16 protein-coding genes are annotated in these 17,558 nt (G+C 38.0%); 8 read left to right on the forward strand and 8 right to left on the reverse strand.

What is annotated here, in order from left to right; translation table 11 throughout:
• Nucleotides 1–142 precede the first annotated feature (142 nt).
• A complete protein-coding gene (locus H6731_02855) occupies nucleotides 143–619 on the reverse strand; it encodes a hypothetical protein (GenBank protein USN51364.1) in 477 nt (158 codons plus the stop codon).
• A 128-nt stretch (nucleotides 620–747) separates the two neighbouring features.
• On the opposite strand from H6731_02855, the gene H6731_02860 reads away from it, so the two are divergent.
• The 4 genes from H6731_02860 to H6731_02875 all read left to right on the forward strand — a co-directional run bounded on the left by H6731_02860 (nucleotide 748) and on the right by H6731_02875 (nucleotide 5,773).
• Nucleotides 748–2,514 (forward strand): hypothetical protein, encoded by a 1,767-nt coding sequence (locus H6731_02860; GenBank protein USN51365.1) that lies wholly within the window; start codon nucleotides 748–750, stop codon nucleotides 2,512–2,514.
• A gap of 320 nt (nucleotides 2,515–2,834) precedes the next feature.
• Entirely contained in the window at nucleotides 2,835–4,175 is a 1,341-nt protein-coding gene (locus tag H6731_02865; GenBank protein ID USN51366.1) for an FAD-dependent oxidoreductase, read from the forward strand.
• Between the two features lie 318 nt (nucleotides 4,176–4,493).
• Nucleotides 4,494–4,718 carry a hypothetical protein gene (locus H6731_02870; protein ID USN51367.1) on the forward strand — a complete coding sequence of 75 codons (225 nt, stop codon included), beginning with the start codon at nucleotides 4,494–4,496 and terminating at the stop codon, nucleotides 4,716–4,718.
• 260 nt (nucleotides 4,719–4,978) lie between these two features.
• Entirely contained in the window at nucleotides 4,979–5,773 is a 795-nt protein-coding gene (locus H6731_02875) for a hypothetical protein (GenBank protein USN51368.1), read from the forward strand.
• A 433-nt stretch (nucleotides 5,774–6,206) separates the two neighbouring features.
• Here H6731_02875 and H6731_02880 read toward each other — a convergent pair whose 3' ends face one another.
• The 5 genes from H6731_02880 to bioB are packed head-to-tail and all read right to left on the reverse strand — an operon-like array spanning nucleotide 6,207 to nucleotide 10,313.
• Entirely contained in the window at nucleotides 6,207–7,142 is a 936-nt protein-coding gene (locus tag H6731_02880; protein ID USN51369.1) for an aminotransferase class III-fold pyridoxal phosphate-dependent enzyme, read from the reverse strand.
• Nucleotides 7,123–7,719: a hypothetical protein gene (locus H6731_02885; GenBank protein ID USN51370.1), complete on the reverse strand. Its 597-nt coding sequence runs from the start codon at nucleotides 7,717–7,719 to the stop codon at nucleotides 7,123–7,125. The genes H6731_02880 and H6731_02885 overlap by 20 nt, the downstream gene beginning before the upstream one ends.
• A complete protein-coding gene (gene bioD / locus H6731_02890) occupies nucleotides 7,719–8,294 on the reverse strand; it encodes a dethiobiotin synthase (GenBank protein ID USN51371.1) in 576 nt (191 codons plus the stop codon). The genes H6731_02885 and bioD overlap by 1 nt, the downstream gene beginning before the upstream one ends.
• Entirely contained in the window at nucleotides 8,291–9,379 is a 1,089-nt protein-coding gene (locus tag H6731_02895; protein ID USN51372.1) for an aminotransferase class I/II-fold pyridoxal phosphate-dependent enzyme, read from the reverse strand. The genes bioD and H6731_02895 overlap by 4 nt, the downstream gene beginning before the upstream one ends.
• On the reverse strand, nucleotides 9,366–10,313 hold the full coding sequence (bioB, locus tag H6731_02900) for a biotin synthase BioB (GenBank protein USN51373.1): 948 nt from the start codon (nucleotides 10,311–10,313) through the stop codon (nucleotides 9,366–9,368). Before bioB ends, H6731_02895 begins: the two co-directional genes overlap by 14 nt.
• Before the next feature lie 121 nt (nucleotides 10,314–10,434).
• On the opposite strand from bioB, the gene H6731_02905 reads away from it, so the two are divergent.
• Together H6731_02905 and H6731_02910 are read left to right on the forward strand one after the other, a co-directional pair.
• Nucleotides 10,435–10,863: a MarR family transcriptional regulator gene (locus tag H6731_02905; protein ID USN51374.1), complete on the forward strand. Its 429-nt coding sequence runs from the start codon at nucleotides 10,435–10,437 to the stop codon at nucleotides 10,861–10,863.
• Between the two features lie 620 nt (nucleotides 10,864–11,483).
• Nucleotides 11,484–11,909 carry a hypothetical protein gene (locus H6731_02910; GenBank protein ID USN51375.1) on the forward strand — a complete coding sequence of 142 codons (426 nt, stop codon included), beginning with the start codon at nucleotides 11,484–11,486 and terminating at the stop codon, nucleotides 11,907–11,909.
• Between the two features lie 106 nt (nucleotides 11,910–12,015).
• Here the strand turns inward: H6731_02910 and H6731_02915 are convergent, their stop codons facing one another.
• The gene (locus H6731_02915; protein USN51925.1) at nucleotides 12,016–13,689 is read right to left on the reverse strand and encodes an ABC transporter ATP-binding protein; all 1,674 of its coding nucleotides are present in this window, start codon (nucleotides 13,687–13,689) and stop codon (nucleotides 12,016–12,018) included.
• Nucleotides 13,690–14,110: 421 nt separating this feature from the next.
• Between H6731_02915 and H6731_02920 the strand changes: the two genes are divergently transcribed.
• Together H6731_02920 and H6731_02925 are read left to right on the forward strand one after the other, a co-directional pair.
• Entirely contained in the window at nucleotides 14,111–15,346 is a 1,236-nt protein-coding gene (locus H6731_02920) for a hypothetical protein (protein USN51376.1), read from the forward strand.
• Nucleotides 15,347–15,497: 151 nt separating this feature from the next.
• Nucleotides 15,498–16,787, forward strand: coding sequence for an amino acid permease (locus tag H6731_02925; GenBank protein ID USN51377.1), 1,290 nt, complete (start codon nucleotides 15,498–15,500; stop codon nucleotides 16,785–16,787).
• Nucleotides 16,788–16,911: 124 nt separating this feature from the next.
• Here H6731_02925 and H6731_02930 read toward each other — a convergent pair whose 3' ends face one another.
• A complete protein-coding gene (locus tag H6731_02930) occupies nucleotides 16,912–17,523 on the reverse strand; it encodes a DUF2059 domain-containing protein (GenBank protein USN51378.1) in 612 nt (203 codons plus the stop codon).
• Between the last annotated feature and the right edge of the window lie 35 nt (nucleotides 17,524–17,558).

Genomic DNA, 17,558 nt, shown 5'->3' on the forward strand with positions numbered 1-17,558 from the left:
GATGCATTTAAGAGTTTTTTGCAAAACTCAATCATTTTTTTTATTTTAAGAAATCAACAGTCTTTGAGGATTTCAAGTGAATTCAATTTTTTCATCTGAAATCCCAAACTTTATCAAATCTTTCCGATCAAGATTTAAATTTTTATATTTCATCAGGCAAAAATGATTCTTCATTCATCGGGTGAACAATAACAAACATTCCAATCATTCTATAAATTTCTGTGCCATCAGCTTCAGTTCTAACAAATTTACGATAGGTACTCGGGTCTTTGCCAAATTTTTTTGCTTCTTCTCTCACTGCATTGTCAAGCGCCTCACTATTATAGTGAGTGATAGGTTTTGCAGGATCCTGTGGCTGTTCTGGTTCTTTGGGTTGCGTTGGTTGTTTACTATTTTGTTGATCGTCAGCTATTGGCACTGCTAGCTCTTCTTCGTTATCAGTAATGTCTTCGATAATGACTCCAGGCTGTTTTGGGTTTCCCTCTGAGCTTAGCGCCTTCGCATCAGCAGTCATCGTAGTTTCACTTTCAGATGGAGTTTTTTCCTCTTTATGTGTAATCCCGCAAGAAATTGAAACCAAAACTACCGTTGCGAAAATACCAATGCATAACCTAATCATATTTTTTCCTTTTTTAAGTTTATTTTTCGATACTCCGATTTTTTTTTCGCAGCATCCGCCAAATGTCGGATGCAATAAAAGTTACACCGATTTTAATCTCTTCGAACACCAACCCTGAGGAGGTATTCATGAAAATCGGTGTAAAATCTATTCAGATATGTTTGTTTTTTCTTCTTTGCTCTTCACTCATGGCCATGCCCAAACCAGACCTAACCACCCTTCCTTGCCCTGAAGAAATTGAAGATAATGATCTTAGCTTAGTATCAGAAGCATTAAAACTTCAGGTGTATCAAGATTCCGATGATGCCAATCTCTATTACTATCTTCCACCCTTTCACGTTCGGCAATATAATGAAGGCGCTGCAACAGTAGCGCCATATAAATACAACATTGAAAATTTTGCTGAGGCGCGAATGAAAGTCGCCGACTACGAAAGCAGACGACAAAATTATTCGCAAGAAGAATTATCCAAGCTTGAGGAAAAAGTCCGAGATAATCGAAAATATGTTAGAGATGCACATGATAAATTAGAACATGCAATAGAAACAGGTAAAGATGAGTTGATCGCGTTGAGAAAAAAATCTCTTGCCGATGAAGAAAATTATCTTGCAGAAAGCACTGCTGCGCTCGAGGAGCTACAAAACAAAATCGCCGAGGGCATCTACGTGCTCCCCTTTGGCATGGGTAGAGCATACTTTGATGATGCTTTGCATAACATCTCTGCAATGGGATCAAACTTTAGTTATTCAGACTCAAAAGATATTCAAGTCCTTTCTAGAGAATTTGACATTGAACTCAGTCGGCTTGCAAACTCATACGGTGGCTACATGTCATTTAATATCTATGGCGGATTTACTAAAAAGCAGCTTGAAGCTTTGATACTCTATCGTACGAAATATCTTCCTGGAGTGAAAATAGTTCTCCTCCCCACTGAAGAATTACAATTCTTTCCTTTGACCGAATGGCAAAAAGAATCTGGCGAGGAAAGTGGCAGACTCAGCCGAATGTTTCGTAGCATCAAGGGGATGGGTGACTATCTTGGCGCTAACATCACTATAGATACAACTATTACAGGAGCCTCTGGCCTTGCCAACCATCTTGGTACTTTTATTCCTCCACTGGGAGTAAAGGCCATATTCAAGCAAAAACTCCATCCAGCAAAAGCTGTTCTCACTTGCGATTTTAGTAACGCCTTTTCTATCAAGGGGCGAACTGATATCAGGGATGGTTTGGTAATTTACGACAATGATATTACCCAAGTTTTAGATGCAAAAGATGACAGTTCGGGTGAACTGTGTAGCATAGAATACATAAGTGGCGATCCTCAATCAGCTCGATTCGAGGCCCTAAGAGAAATCGAACGCACATTTGATCAATATGCTATAAAAAGAACACAGCTTTCCAGAGAAGAAAAAAACCAATACTTACACAAAATGCAAAAAGACATCAGCAGAAATCGTGTGGTTCCTAATCGCAAATCTTTATGGTCCAAACTTGTGTCTTATATTTGGTGGGGTGAAAGATTATATGAAGCTGTTTCTTCTGCAGCGAGCTTTTACTGGCACACAGATATCAGAAATGTCGAAAATATTTCTCGGGTAAAATTCACGAAGAAAATTTCTATCAATGGTAGCGTGACTGTTGCTCGCCCTGCGGCTATTGATCTATGCCTTTTTTACAACAGCGAAATCGGAGCTTATGATCGCTGCACCAATAAAGAAACTGATACTGCTAAGCCTATGATGCAATCAATTGCTCATGCACAACAATCAAGCTCATGCCTCAACGAATTCAATCCTATAAGATGTGGCGAAAAAAGAGATGCATCTGGAGAGAGTTTAGGAAGAAAAGTCACCTCATGGGCACAGGATGACATAACTCCAGACGATATCTAACGGGCAGAGTCTAAGACTCAATACGCATGAAAATGCTTTGACCAATATGTTTTGAACATGAAGGTCAGAGCATTTTTTTATTTATTTAAAATCTTCTCTATTAACAACAACAATAGATTAGAGCAAAGTACAAAAGTTAGATATGGCGCCAGAATACAGCAATTAAACTCAGATATTCTTTGACATCCCGCGCAAATAAACTGACGATTTTAAGCACTTTCAAGATAGTTTGTAGGAACTGTACCTTCAATGCTAAAATATTTTTCAATCATAATACACTGGTATTACCATACTTAAAAACTATTGCCCTGGTAGAAAACATGGAAGTAACACGAAGCAAGAGCATGAGCATAAATGCTCTTTTATCTATGTTGTTGATTGGAGCCTGCACTCTCAATAAACCTTTACCTACAACATATGAATCTCAGGTCGATCTAATTATTGTCGGAGCTGGAATTGCGGGACTGACAGCTGCAAAACAAATGCAAGAAGCTAAAAAAAGTTTTCTTGTTCTTGAAGCACAAGATCGAATCGGAGGCAGAACTATTGTCAATAAAGACTTTTTGATACCCATTGATTTAGGAGCCGCATGGTTTCATGGAGTAGAAGATAATCCTTTAGTGCAGATAGCCGATAAGATGGGTTTCAAGAGAGTAGATACAAATTTAAGTGGTCCCATTTACATTGCTAATAGAAAAGCCTCTAAACTTGAGACAGATGCTTGTGAAAAAATCTACGAACAGCTTGAAAAAGCCATGGACAAACAGATTGAATCAGGACGAGATGTTCCTATAAGCGCGCTTTTACCCAAAGATAAAAAATGTGCCGATTTGGTAGCTTCAAATATTGGTCCTTTCGAAAATGGTGCCGAGATTGAAAAAGTTTCAAGTATTGCTGCCGGCCTTTTTGAAACAGGTAACGATGATTTCATTAAAGAAGGGCTTGGCACATTTGTGGAAAGCTTTGGCAAAAATGTTCCTGTAAGACTTAACTCTATTGTAAATAAAATTGAATATGGTCCAAGCGGCGTGCGAGTCAGTCTGATGAGCGGCGAGAAATTTTTTGCTCGCCGGGTACTTGTAACCGTTTCTACCGGCGTGCTTGCTTCAGGAACAATTTATTTTGATCCCCCCCTACCAAACTGGAAACAAGAAGCTATCAAAAAACTTCCTATGGGCCTGCTCAATAAAGTTGTTTTGCAATTTAAAAAAGATATCTTTGAGGATACGCCGAAAAATTCATGGGTACTATGGGATGGCCCGGGCAATGATAATGTCGCCTTCGTGATTCGCCCTTTCGATACTCCTATTGCAGTAGCATTTTACGGCGGTGAACAAGCCAAAAATTTTGAGCAAGATGATGCAGCTGCAATTGATCATGCTAAAAGAGTTTTAGAAAAAATGTACGGTAGTAAGGTTGAGATAGAACTGGAAAAATCTGCTCTAACAAAATGGGGAAAAAATCCCTGGAGTTTAGGCGCATATTCGTATGTGACCCCAGGAGCATCTACCACCCATAACACTTTACTAAAGCCCGTGGATGAACGACTATTTTTTTCTGGTGAAGCTTGTTCTTCACCTAAGCACAATGGCACTGTGCACGGGGCCTATGAGTCAAGCATACGTGCGAGCAAATTATTTTTGCGTAGTTTAGCTGAATAAATTTATTTCGGGTGTGCCTGTGAATTTTACTTAAAAATTTTTGGGCACTTTTTAATGCATAGGTATTTTTAGGTTGACAGAAAAAATCATAGACCGATTTACCATCAAATGCTTAGATGCTTAGTCCCGAACTGTAATGGCTTATCTTAAGAGCAAAGGCTATGAACATAATCCAATAACCTGTCGTTCTTGGATGTTTATTGCAATGGCAAGGAACATGCTACGACGGATCAACAAAGCCATACCCTCTATTCAGGGAATATTATTTAAGTTTTACTGCTTAAGTGACGGAATTATAAAAATTAAAGGGAGATAAGTTTGAAAAAACTATTTATTTGTCTTTTAATGATAGTTCATCATGCTTTTATAAAAGCTGTAAATGAAGAAGAATCGTCTTTAAAAGAAAACAAAAAATCTGAACATTCACTTCAACCCAATTCCCCGGAAGATTCGCTAAATATTTTTTTTAAGAGCTGCCCTAAATTGAGCTTTGCTTCTGAAAAGAGCGTTAAAAAAAAAGAAAAAATTCAGAACAACTTTTAGATCTTTATAAAGGTACGAAGTTAGTATATCAGCCCCCTAACTCTGAACGTTCTTTACAACAAAGCAGCAAAAGACAACAAAAAGAAGAACGTATCCAACTTTATTCTTTTTTCTACTTAAAATCTTTATGCATTTGCACAACACTTAAAGTTTGTCCTTATGATTATGTCGCTAATCTGGTCAAAACAGAGAAAAAAAACTGGATAATAATTAAAAATTTCACTAGAGAAAGCACAAACTTTGGTAGAGATTTAAACTATTTGCGCCGTATTTTTTACCATAAGACTAAAGAAGAACTTGCTCGTTTAGTTCATGATAATTTAGATTTTTTGAAAAATCCTCGTAATAATCATGAACAATTTTCGCTTTTATACCAAAATCTGCGAGAGGATAATTTTTTTGAGACTCACAAAAAACACCAAAAACTTTCTAAGAAATTTCATAATGAGCAAAAATCTTACCTACTCTTCCTCAAAAAAATTTTGCTACCCATAGTGATTACAGCGCCTCAAGAAGTGAAGGATTATTTTAACACCTTAGTAAAACTTTCCGAATACGACTATCAAAAAAATGGCAGTGACTACGAAAAAAAAATAAGCTTTGGCCCCAGGGAACTTTATTTTTCTGTGTTCATTCTTTATGTTTTAAGCCCGGTTTATAAAGACTTTGAAACATTTGAGTTGATGCCTGATACTGTGATTTGTTTAGAGGCTGAAAAAAAAGCCATGAAGAAAAACCAAAATAAGCGCCCCAAAAACTTAAAAAGTAAAAAGGGAAAAAAATTTATTCACGTTGTAGTGAAAGAAATAAGAAAAATAAAAGATGAAAACCTCAAAGAAAAAAGCATACAATTACAAAAGCTTCTACTGAAAAGCTTTAATTTAAGCAGCGAGCAAAAAGACTTTTCGGGATATAAAGATTTTGTGGGCGCCTTTTATAATATGCTAGAGGATGAAGACGCTCAAATTTTTAAAGAGCTTAATGAGCTCAAAAAATCTATCATAAAAATTTTTTACGACGTTAATTCTCTGTCTAGAATTGACATATTAGACTAAGAGAAATTCATTTTAAATCCCAACAATTCTAAAAATGGTTCTGTCGCAACTACAAATGAATTTGTTGAACAGACTTCTATCGTGCCCTCTATAACAAATTGAGTTTTTTCGAGAACGAGGTTTGAGGGCAGGGCATGACCGCTTATTTACCACTTTTTGTCCATGCTATTAGCCTTTTGGTATAGAGCATTATTTCACCGATGGCTGGGGCGGACGTGAACGCTAGATCAGCACAGAGCAGCTATCAATGGAAAAGGCGAATAGGGAGGATGCATCTTACTCTGTGCACAAGAATCAAGCGCCTGATGGAAAAACTACTGCTTTTCAAAGTCTGAAAGAATGCGCGATATCGTTATAGGTCTATTTATCAATGCACATGATTTTTGCCCCGCTATATGATTTCAACATTTTATGTACATAATCCACCGATATATCATCTATCGTCTCCAATTATGGATATGGCAGACTCTACAACGTCCCATACATATGAAAGCTCAGCGTCTGTGATGCAAAAGGGTGGCATGATGTAGACTATATTTCCAATCGGTCGTAAAAAGACACCGTGCTTCATGCAGTATGATGAAATAAGCTGCGAAGCAGATGAGAGATAACCGTCACGTCCATGCAATTCTAATATGGCGATAGTGCCACACATTCGCTTTTCTTTTATCAATGAACTCTTAATATTTTCTATTCGATGGCGGTGCAGTTGCTCAATCGAAGATACGCTTTTCTCAACACTATCTCCCATGAGCTGTAAATTCGCAGCTGCAGCAGCGCAACTAAGGGGATTCGCAGTAAATGTATGGCCATGAAAAAAGGTCCTTGCTTTATCATCATGCCAAAATTGCTGAAATACTTTGTCGTGACATAGCGTAAGTGAAAGCGGCAAAAATCCGCCAGTGAGGCCTTTGGATAGACACAAAATATCAGGCACAAAATTGAGCGCTTCAAATGCAAAGCGGTATCCTGTTCGATAAAATCCAGTCATCACTTCGTCAAAAATTACCAAGATGCCTTTTGCACGTGCAGCCTTAAGTACGTCGGTTGAACCATTATCAGAAAAAAATGCAGCGACAAATTCTTCGGGAAGCATATGGCTAAGCTCATCTAACAATGCACGTGCTGGCGCATGAGTGAAATTAGCAAACACAATTTGGTCAAGTCTTTCAGCCGCTACCTTTACCGCATTAACAATATGAGGGTGGCAATGACCATGCGTAATAACCCACCACGACGCAATTGCATCAATGTAACGCTTGCCATTTCTATCAAATAAAAGACTATCCTTTGCCTTTACAATTTCGATGGGCTCACTCGCTGATTTCAAATGGGTAAAAGGACGAAAACTAGCGAGTGTACGATTCATATGAGTCTAACCTTTGTACAAGTAATTCAAGCCATTCATGAAAACATTCTTCCTCATAGGCGAGATAGAAATATTGCTTGGCTTCAAGTGCGGGATCCAAGTCAATGAGCATGCACTTGATTGTTTGAAGATGACGCTCTTCTTGATTGATGATCGGGCTTAGTTGAAACATTTCACGCTTCTTTAATTGATTTTGATATGCACCATAGAGTTTAAGTGCGCGAGTTTCGATCAGATATGAAGTAAGCAAATAGGCATAACGTGTACTTGATGCTTGCTCAGAACTTTTGGCATCAATTTTTTGAAAATAGTTTTTTGCAGCATGCTTTTCAAGCATACACGCTGCTGAAAAATTGCTGACATCAAGTGTGAATTTTTTTCGCGCAATTTTCTTAAGAATGAGTGCATGACGAATTTCCTCAGCCATATGCTCAAGCACCGAATAGTCAACGTCTTCTTCCCACTGGCTCTTCATCATCTTGCGCGCACCAACATACTCCAGATAGCTAAGGGTATTCAGCCAAAGTGCGTGCAGTTTATCGTTACTAATAATACGATCCAAAATATCATCAATCATCAAATCAACTCCCAGGACAGATTTTTTATATCGCTATAGTGAAAGGTTGAGATACAAGTTCGATTTTGCAGGTCCATTTGATTGAGCGAGTTTGGCTTGCCAAACAATATGATGCACGAAATGGGAATACGCCTGTCCTCAAGCGCATTCACACTTTGTAGGGTATGAGTTAAGGTCCCGAGCTCTGAGCGCGCAACTAATATGGTCGTGAGTTTCAAAAACGCAATGAGATCAACAATGGTTTCACTTTCGTTGATCGGACTTAAAACACCACCAGCGCCTTCAACAATCAAACGGCCTTTGTTGATTTTTTCGCTGACGGATATACGAGAAATTTCGATTCTTCTTCCTTCAGCTTGTGCTGCTTGGTTTGGAGAAAGAGGACTCGTTAATAGATAGTCCTCATCAAAGACACGTTCTGAACCTATAAGGGATCGTATCAGATCGGAATCCGTCGGAGAACCAGACTGAATTGGCTTAAAATAATTCGCTCCGAACTTAAGAGTCAGTAAGGCTGATACCATGGTTTTTCCCACGTCAGTTCCAGTACCTGTGACAAAGCGCGTGTGATTCATAAAATACCTTCGAGTTCTTTCTGTAAACGATCGATTTGCTCGCTCGTATTGCCACTATGAAGCGTGATACGCAGCTGCACACGATCTTTTGGCACAGATGGATAGCGAAAAACGGCAATATCGAAGCCATTTTGAGCCATATGTTCCCGGATAAAAAGCGCGCATTGATCGTTGTTCACTGAAACGGATATAATAGGACTCTTAGTTTTAAGAATGCCACGTGCATGCGCGATGTTTTCAAATAGACGTTCTCGGAGAACTGACTCATTTTGAATACGTCGTAAAACTGCATGTACATGCGCAGTCAAATAAGGTGGCGGCGCAGTTGTACAAATAAAAGATCGACTGAGATTTTTGATGATTTCATAAACTTTATTGCTACATGCAACAAATGATCCGAAAGACCCAAGAGCCTTACCACATGAATGTGTGCTCACAATATGGTCTCCTCGATACAAAAGTTCTTCAAGCAAACCAGCACCAGACTTCCCGAATACTCCGGTCGCGTGCGCCTCGTCCACCATCAAAAATGCTTGATATTTTCGTGCGAGAAAATCAAGTGATGCGATATCACTCATCTGACCGCTGGTACTAAAAATACTCTCCGTAATAATTGCACGCGGCTTGTTTGAATCTTTTTTTAACGCATCTTCAAGATGATCAAGATCACCGTGTCGATAAAGAAATTTATCGCCATTACTAAGCCTTACTCCATCAATAATACTTGCATGATTAAACTCGTCAGAAAAGATTATGCATCCCGAAAAAAGTATAGATATCGCTGCCAAATTTGCTTGGTAGCCGTTGGCGAAAAACAGAGCACAGGGTCGATTAACAAAGCGAGCGAATCTTTCTTCAAGCTTAAGCAGATTTTCAGAGTTACCCGATACAAGCCGAGATCCTGTAGAACACCAGGTATTTTCATGCGAAAAAAACTGCGAAAGCTCTTTTTTGATATCTGGATCTGATTTTAATGACAGATAATCATTCGAGCAGAAATCAATACCGTTCAGCACACGAAAATCACGTTGACACTTCTCAGCCCTTTGATGAAGAAAAAAAACATGATGATCAGCAGAAAACATCACTGTCATCCATCGGTAAAAGTCCCAACTCTTCAAGCATTGCGTGATCTTTCTCGAGCAAAATATTATTGGTCACAAGCAATGAGTCATCAATGAAAACTGAATTAGCTCCCGCATAAAAGCACAAAAACTGCTCTATCACGCTTCTATCTTTACGGCCCGCGCTTAAACGAATTCTCGAGCGAGGAATAAAAATGCGAGCACAAGCAATAGTACGAAGAAGTTCGTAAAATGAACAATCCTGTGCATGAGCAAATTTTGTGCCATCAATTTTTACAAGTGTATTGATAGTGATGCTCTCAGCTTGCGGGGTGAGATTAGCAAGCGTGCATAAAAAAGAAATCCGATCTTCTTTACTTTCATCTAAACCAAGTATGCCACCAGTGCACACGCTAAGGCCTGCATCTCGAGCAATCTGTATAGTGTTAAGCCTATCATCATAAGTGCGCGTTGAAACGATCTTATGATAGTGCTCACGCGAGGTATCGAGATTATGATTGTATGCATAAACACCAGCTTCTTTAAGGGCATATGCTTGCGTCTGATTAAGCATGCCAAGTGAACAGCATACTTGTAAACCAAGCGCATTCACCTCTCTTGCCGCTCTTATAATTCGCTGCAGCAGATCGCCATCTTTTAAGCCTCTGAAAGCTGCGGCCATACAAAAGCGAGTTGCGCCGTCCGCTTTAGCTTTTTTTGCATGAGCAATAATGGTCTCATGCGCCATAAATGATGTTCGCATGCCTAATCTAATCTTCGCTGACTGGCCACAGTAGCCGCAATCTTCAGGACACCCGCCAGTCTTAAGTGAGATCAAGCGACAAAGCTCTATTTTTCCTGGCACATGATGATCGCGATGCGTATTATGTGCTCGAAACAAAAGTTCCATCAACGACAAATCGTAGGTTTTGCGTATTTGTTCTGTAGTAAACATGAAAGCAGAACTAGTGCCCTATTTCAAATTACTCAATAAGGATATAAATAAATCCATAAAACAAGAATATTTTTTATCCATTGTTTTAATGGTTGAATAGTTTAACTATTGAGGAGTTCATGTGAAGCTTGAAAAATTTCTAAACACCTATCCTATTTGGGCAGCGTATAAACTCCATGAGCGTCTCGTCGCACCAATGCAAAAAATCTTAAAACAACGTGAACTCACATTTTTGCAATCACTTATTCTCGCAGCCATCTATTTTGAAAACTCACCAGTATCACCAAGTGAACTGGTAAAATTATTTGGCACAAGCCTTCCCAATATGAGCCATAGCCTTAAACATTTACGCACACTAGGTCTTGTTGAAAGAAGCGTGGATAGCGTAGACTCACGCAGAATTAAATACATTTTGACAACACCCGCACACTCTAGTCTAGAGGGTATTATTGCTTTACATCATAACGCACAAGAAGATTTCGAGCGCAAACTTTCAACGCATGAGATAACAATTTGGTGTGAGTTTGCTAAAAGATTTACCCAAAGGTGATGGCCACACATGATAGACATATAGCTGACCTTTCAATAGCTAGGATTGATATTATTACCACTATTCAATCAAGCAACGAATTATCTCCGCGCAGCATTTAAATGATCGCAAAAGTTGTTTGCGCTTTTCATAAGATATAAAAGGACCGTTAAAGCCATTCTCTACAAGTACAGAGGTATGGATTGAAGCCTGCTTCCTTTTTGATTTGGGTTAAAATAATTTTAGAAAGCTTCAAAAACATGGGAAATATCCCTAACACCTAAGGTATTTTAAGTTATCGAGCTAAGTACTTTATACAAAAGTTTAGGAAAAAATCAGATTATTTAATCATAACTCAAAAAATATTTCACAGCTTTCTCGTGTAAGTCAGTTAAATATGCCATGTGGATACGGCTACTTTCGTTAGGATCTCTTTGCTTAGCGCTATAACAAGAGGGGATTTTTTTTTGATTGTAGATATGCACTATGCTTTGCCCATAAGAAAGTTTTTTCAATTTGCTTTTATTCATGCGGTAGTTGAGTGATTAAAAATAAAAGTTAATAGTGAATCCTTAACTCCTATTTCTTAGTTTGTTTCATCTATGGAGTAAGTTTTTAGCAAGAACCCAAAGGAGAAAATTATGAAAATAATTGCATGTATCTTATGCTCTCTTTCTTTTAGCCTTTATGCTTTTCATGAAGAAACCCCTCCAATGGCTATAAAACAAAAAGCCCATAAGAAAGAAAGTCAAAATAATTTTTTTTCCACCTTTAGCAATGACATCGTTGTAAATCGTGTACGTAACATTATAGATCAACCGATAAACAACTTTTCATCCTCGGGTCGTTTGGATGCCGATTTTTTGAGGGATTTTTTTTGTCGCTCTGATCTGAACCATGCTGACATTCTTGGCTTTAAACCAACTATAGAGACTGAAATAAATTCGTTAAACGCTGGAAAGCTTTATGCTTATAAGGTATGGCTCTCGATAGTACATAATGTTATAGGAAAAAAACTCAAAATGGTCGAAGAAGAAATCACAAATCGAGTAACTAATTCAAATTAATAAAATTATTTTGAATTTATTTTTGTTCACCTAGATTCATTCAAAATTTATTTAAATAAAAAGTAAACCCAATAGCGTGCTTTTAATACTTGGCACGCTGTCAACTTTAGATTTTCTGAAGATGCCAAAGTTTTTTGTAGGTCTCTTGATTTTTCAGCAACTCCTCGTGTCTACCTTCTTCTATTATTTTTCCCTGTTGCAACACAATAATACGATCCATGTGTTTGATTGTTGAAAGTCTGTGAGCAATGGCTATGACCGTGGTATTTGATTTTTCCAACAAGGTATTCAGACTTGTCTGTATAAGCTGCTCTGTTTTTGTATCGAGACTGGAAGTAGCTTCGTCGAGAATAAGAATAGGTGCATCTTTTAGTATAGCTCGAGCAATAGCAATCCGCTGTCGTTGCCCTCCGCTAAGCCTGACGCCTCGCTCACCTACCATAGAGTCATAAGCATGGGGCAAACTCATAATAAAATCGTCGATATTGGCAAGCTTGGCCGCTTGTACAACCCGTTCTTTAGAAGCGCTCTCATTACCGTAGCGAATATTTTCTAAAACAGTGCGATGAAAAAGAACGATGTCTTGAGGGATGACTGAAATATTTTTTCTAATGGAATCAACCGAATATTCGCTTATATCTTTTCCATCGATAAAAATTTTTCCCCCATCGATCGAAAAGTAGCGAAGTAGCAACGAAATCAAAGTAGATTTTCCTGCGCCTGACAGTCCCACCAAGCCAATTTTTTCTCCCGCTCGTATATGAAGATTTAATTTGGAAAAAATCGGTTGATTTGTATCGTAGGAAAAATCAACATCCCTAAAATCAATTTCTGGAGTATCAATAACCAAAGTTTTGCTCGATTGAATTTCACATTGGTCATGAGGAGTTTTCATGATGGCAAAAGAACTTTTTAAATCTCCCATATTTTTCATAAAATCTTGCAGCTTTTGCACGGCCTGCCATAACTCCCAACTCATTTTAAGCGTCGTTGTGATAACAAAAACAAAATCACCGCTTGATGCCTCACCTGTTCGGCGCAGATGAATCATAAAAATAAAAATGCTTATCAGCATAAACCAATAAAAAATTCCAGCTACTAAATTAGATATAAAACCAAATTTATACACTTTTATATTTGAAGGAATAAAGTCATCATTAATCGCCTTATTAATATTCTTTATTTCAGTTTTTCTTGCAGCAAATGAAAACACAGTAAAAATATTTGATATAGCATCAGAAATCAAACCAAGTATATGATGCCGACTGTTGGCATTTATACAAGAAAGCCTATCCATAGTTTGTGAAAGCCGATACATGACCACAAGAAAAACAAGAGCCCATGTGCCAATAAATAAGGATATTTTGACATTCACTACAGCTAACACACTTGTCAGTACCACAACACTCGCTAATCGAGCACTTAAATCGTGTTGCATAGCAGCCCAAAAATTATCGTAGCCATCAATAATACCCTTGATACGGCTTGTAATAGTGCCGCTTTGGGTATCTTGAAAATAATGATAGGGGTTGTGTTGAACATAATCGAAGACAGTATTGATAATTGCCTGCCTAACAAAAGGCTCTGAGCTCCATTTAAGCCAATCCGCAATTCTCCAAATTACATCAAGTAAAATATTCGCAGATACAAACAAGATGATTGGTTTCATGAGTACTTGAAAGCTTGCTTGATCATCAGCAGAAAATGCATCGATCACAAGCTTGAGCGCATAATTATTAGCAAAATCATAAAATGCTGTAAGCAATGGTGCCAATAACATGACAAAGTAATGCCATTTATACGGCCGTATTGCTTGCCATAAAAAACTATAAACATCTGTGTACGCGCGCTGAGCAAAGCTCATAACTCTCCCTTACCACTAAGAGTATTTCACATTTGACACATAATTTTCTGTCAGGAAAAGTTCCTATAAATAGGATAACGCTTGCCAGTATAACAAAACATAGAACGAGAGCATTCAAAATTTACAGCAATAATAACGTTTTAAAAGTTATCACCCGCCAGGAATTACAGCAGGCATTAAAATCATTAAATATAAACTCAAAGAAAAATACCCAACTGTAAATGTTTAAAAACAACAATAAAAATAACACATAAACCAGCATCATTCCTAGCAACCATGTTGACCAATTTAAACAAATACAATACCAACAAAAAGCAATAATTATAAAGGATTTTTCATGAAAAATTTAATTATTAAAATCACATATATTTGCGTTGCTTTTTTCGGTATTGATTCTTATTCTTCTGACTTAAGCTCATTAGAAACCCAATCAATCCAAAAAGAAGATTACTTTAAATGGGTGTTACCCCAATCAGGGTTTAGCAAGCTTATTGCTGAAAAAATTTCACAGAATAACAAAAATAAATTACAACAATTCTTTATAAGTAGCAATGATACTTACTACATTACTCCTAAGGGAATTTCAGAGTTCTGCGAGACTCACGTAGAGACAGTATTTGAAGAAAATATAGAATATGATTTAATCATTTGTACAAGCCGTGAGCTTAAAGCCGTTGTTTTCAAACCGGTCATACAGGATACCAACAATGAGGATTTATTCGGCTATGTTGCGATGGATGTTAATACCAATCCAAAATTTGTTAGCGCCATTAATACAAAACTCAACTCCAATTATCAATATGATGATATTTTCCAAAAGCCCAGAAAGAGAATGCTTACAGCTGTTGGAATTGAAGCATTCAAAAGGAAATTAATTAACAAGTTTCATCATGCTCATATTTCATCATGCGTGACGAGTTCTATGGACCAAAATATTTTTTCAGAAATTATAAATAATATGAAGACTGGGAGTTATTTGCTATGCACCTATGAATATCATTCAAATTTGCTTTGCAAGCAGAATATAGATGACATGGATTACTATTTTATTTTTGATAGCGTGGGCTACAGCAACAATAAAAGCAGAATAGAAAACCAAGGAGGAGTTCGTGAAACAGTTTCAGGAAATTTCAAACTCATGTTGGATCAGGCCAGAGCTATAACACATCTAAATAAAAATGTAGTAGTTGGTTGTGAGCACAGGCAAAAAGATGGAACAAGTTGCACTGCGTTTATGGGGAATGATCTAGAAACCGCATTACTCAATTCACCTAATCTATTTGAAGAAATCCTAAAGAGCAGCACAGGCTGTGGAAATTTTTACATGTTTAAAAACTACCCAGCTTCTATGCTCTCACTGTGTCAATATGAGCCCGAAAAGAATGATTCTCGGCTTTCAGAGGAGGTTTTGCAAGTAGTTGAACAATGCAACTATGCGATACGCTTAAACTTAGGGCAAATTCTAGAGAAGCATTATTTGGAAAATGGAAGGTTCTATAATACAGATGCCCAAAAAATAATTGAGTCATTTTGTAATGGCGATCAGTATGACAATTCAAACTGCTCTCATTAAAATAACTGGTTTATAAAGTAAAAAAGTAAATACCCTAAAAATCATTGGGAAAACATACGAAATAGTCTCTAAAATAACGTCTCGCCTTAAGTCTTCGTTTATGCTAGCCCCATAGACTCAATTAGTTGTTGGCCAAATAATAGGTGAATACGTGAAAACGGAAAAAATTGGATTTTGGGCTGTGTTTGCTTTAGTAGCAGGAAGTCAAATCGGCTCAGGAGTTTTTGTACAACCGGCGAGTTTAGCGCCATACGGGCTTTACGCTTTGGCTGGCTGGTTAATTTCTGGGACGGGCGCCGTTACCCTTGCTCTCGTCTTTGGTTGGTTGTGCTCTAAATTTCCCCGCACGGGCGGTCCTTATGCCTACGTTGAAGAAGCATTTGGCCCTGTTGCTGGCTTCTTTACTGGATGGACCTATTGGGTAATTTCATGGGTAAGCACTCCGGTATTATACGTTGCAAGCGTAGGTTATCTCTCACCTATGTTAGGAAATCCCCCCACTGAAATTTTACTTGGCCTTGAAATTATTTTATTGCTTGCATTGACGTGGCTCAATTTGAGAGGAGTTTATGCCGCTGGTCGAGCTGAATTCGTTTTAAGCCTTCTTAAAATTATTCCTTTGATCATCATGCCTATATTAGCTCTCATGTATTTTAAAATGGATAATTTTACTGTTGATACTGAAAAAGTAGCCGGCTCTTCGCTCTCTCACATATTAAGCTCCGTTGCACTGCTTACCATGTGGGGCTTTATTGGTCTTGAAACTGCAACTACAGCTGCAGGCTCTGTTGAAAACCCTCAAAAAGTTATTCCTCGCGCCATTGTTATAGGCACACTGTGCGTGGGTATTTTATATTTTTTCAACAGCCTTGGCATCATGGGCTTGATGGCTGGAGCCGAACTGGCACAGTCGCGAGCTCCCTATGCAGATGCTGCACAGCATATGTTTGGCGGTAATTGGCACCTACTTATTTCTTTGATTGCTTCGGTAGTTTGCATTGGTACCGCTAATGCATGGACGCTCTCCTCGGGACAAGCGGCATTGGGACTAGCTGAAGCAGGATTAATGCCTGCTATTTTTAAACAAAAAAATAAATTTGGAGCACCTCGCTGGGGGATTTTATCGAGCTGCATTGGAATTATTCCCATTTTAATTCTAACAGCCAATGAAACTTTGAGTGAGCAAATTAACACCATCATAGATTTTTCAGTTACGGCATTTATCTTTGTATATTTTGCTTGTGTTGCTGCCTTCTTTAGAATTTCTTATAAAGAAAGGACACTCATAAAACACCTTGCTTACCTGATTGCAGCATGCATAGGCGGATTTTTTTGTCTGTGGGTACTCTTTGAAACTTCATGGCACACCATTGGCATAGCATCATTATTTGCAGTGAGCGGCATTCCTATTTTCTTTTTACTGCCACGTCGTTCAAATTAATTGCCTGCACGAAAAAACCTTTTAACTTCTAGTTTTCCCATGAGGCCTATAAAGTTAAAAGGTTTTTTATTTTAAGCGGCGTGCATCCTTAAATAGCACCGCAGCCTGATACTCACAAAAAATTTTATTCTTGTGCTCCATCTTCCATCGGTTGAGCAGCTTCGTCATTGCCGGAATCGCCACCAGGTGCGGCTTGGGAGTCTCCACCTTTAAGCTTAATTACCACCTCATTTACGGCGTTAGGAAGCCAACTTGATAGATCTGCTTGCACAGTGCTCATGGTTTTTTGAATAATCTCAGGTGATAATTTCAAAAACTTTTGACCTGCATCAGTTCCATAAAAAGATAATATTGCAACTAATTCTTCTTTAGAAAGATCTTTCATCGATTCTGCATTGATATCGCTAAAATATTTTCTCGAGTACTTGGCCTCAATTTTATTTTTAAGTTCATTGGTTGCTGTATCGCCAACATTAATACCTGCTCCTTGAGCCTGAGCCATAAAAAGCCCCATGGCACTTTGCAAAATGGCACTGCTGAGTTTGTCAAATTCATCTTGAGGCAACATAACGTCGCTCAACATAACATTGAGTTCATCTACATTTTTATTTTCTAAATCGGACATATTTGGAGCATTTGTGCCTCGTTTGCACATGGACGAGCCAATAGCAAAACCAATGCCCAAAGAGACCAAAGCTGCCAAGGAAATAATACCTACAAATTTACCGGTGTTCATCTACACTCTCCAGAATGAAAGTTCTATTTATCAAG

The sequence above is a fragment of the Myxococcales bacterium genome, from assembly GCA_023898405.1.
Lineage (GTDB): Bacteria > Myxococcota > UBA727 > UBA727 > JABDBI01.

What these genes read in the sequence shown, in the direction of transcription:
- H6731_02930 (USN51378.1), bottom strand. Translation starts at nt 17,523, where the DNA reads ATGAACACCGGTAAATTTGTAGGTATTATTTCCTTGGCAGCTTTGGTC.
- H6731_02915 (USN51925.1), bottom strand. Translation starts at nt 13,689, where the DNA reads ATGTTATTGGCACCATTGCTTACAGCATTTTATGATTTTGCTAATAAT.
- bioD (USN51371.1), bottom strand. Translation starts at nt 8,294, where the DNA reads ATGAATCACACGCGCTTTGTCACAGGTACTGGAACTGACGTGGGAAAA.
- H6731_02910 (USN51375.1), top strand. Translation starts at nt 11,484, where the DNA reads ATGAAAATAATTGCATGTATCTTATGCTCTCTTTCTTTTAGCCTTTAT.
- H6731_02880 (USN51369.1), bottom strand. Translation starts at nt 7,142, where the DNA reads ATGAATCGTACACTCGCTAGTTTTCGTCCTTTTACCCATTTGAAATCA.
- H6731_02895 (USN51372.1), bottom strand. Translation starts at nt 9,379, where the DNA reads ATGTTTTCTGCTGATCATCATGTTTTTTTTCTTCATCAAAGGGCTGAG.
- H6731_02865 (USN51366.1), top strand. Translation starts at nt 2,835, where the DNA reads ATGGAAGTAACACGAAGCAAGAGCATGAGCATAAATGCTCTTTTATCT.
- H6731_02860 (USN51365.1), top strand. Translation starts at nt 748, where the DNA reads ATGAAAATCGGTGTAAAATCTATTCAGATATGTTTGTTTTTTCTTCTT.
- H6731_02920 (USN51376.1), top strand. Translation starts at nt 14,111, where the DNA reads ATGAAAAATTTAATTATTAAAATCACATATATTTGCGTTGCTTTTTTC.
- bioB (USN51373.1), bottom strand. Translation starts at nt 10,313, where the DNA reads ATGTTTACTACAGAACAAATACGCAAAACCTACGATTTGTCGTTGATG.
- H6731_02885 (USN51370.1), bottom strand. Translation starts at nt 7,719, where the DNA reads ATGATTGATGATATTTTGGATCGTATTATTAGTAACGATAAACTGCAC.
- H6731_02855 (USN51364.1), bottom strand. Translation starts at nt 619, where the DNA reads ATGATTAGGTTATGCATTGGTATTTTCGCAACGGTAGTTTTGGTTTCA.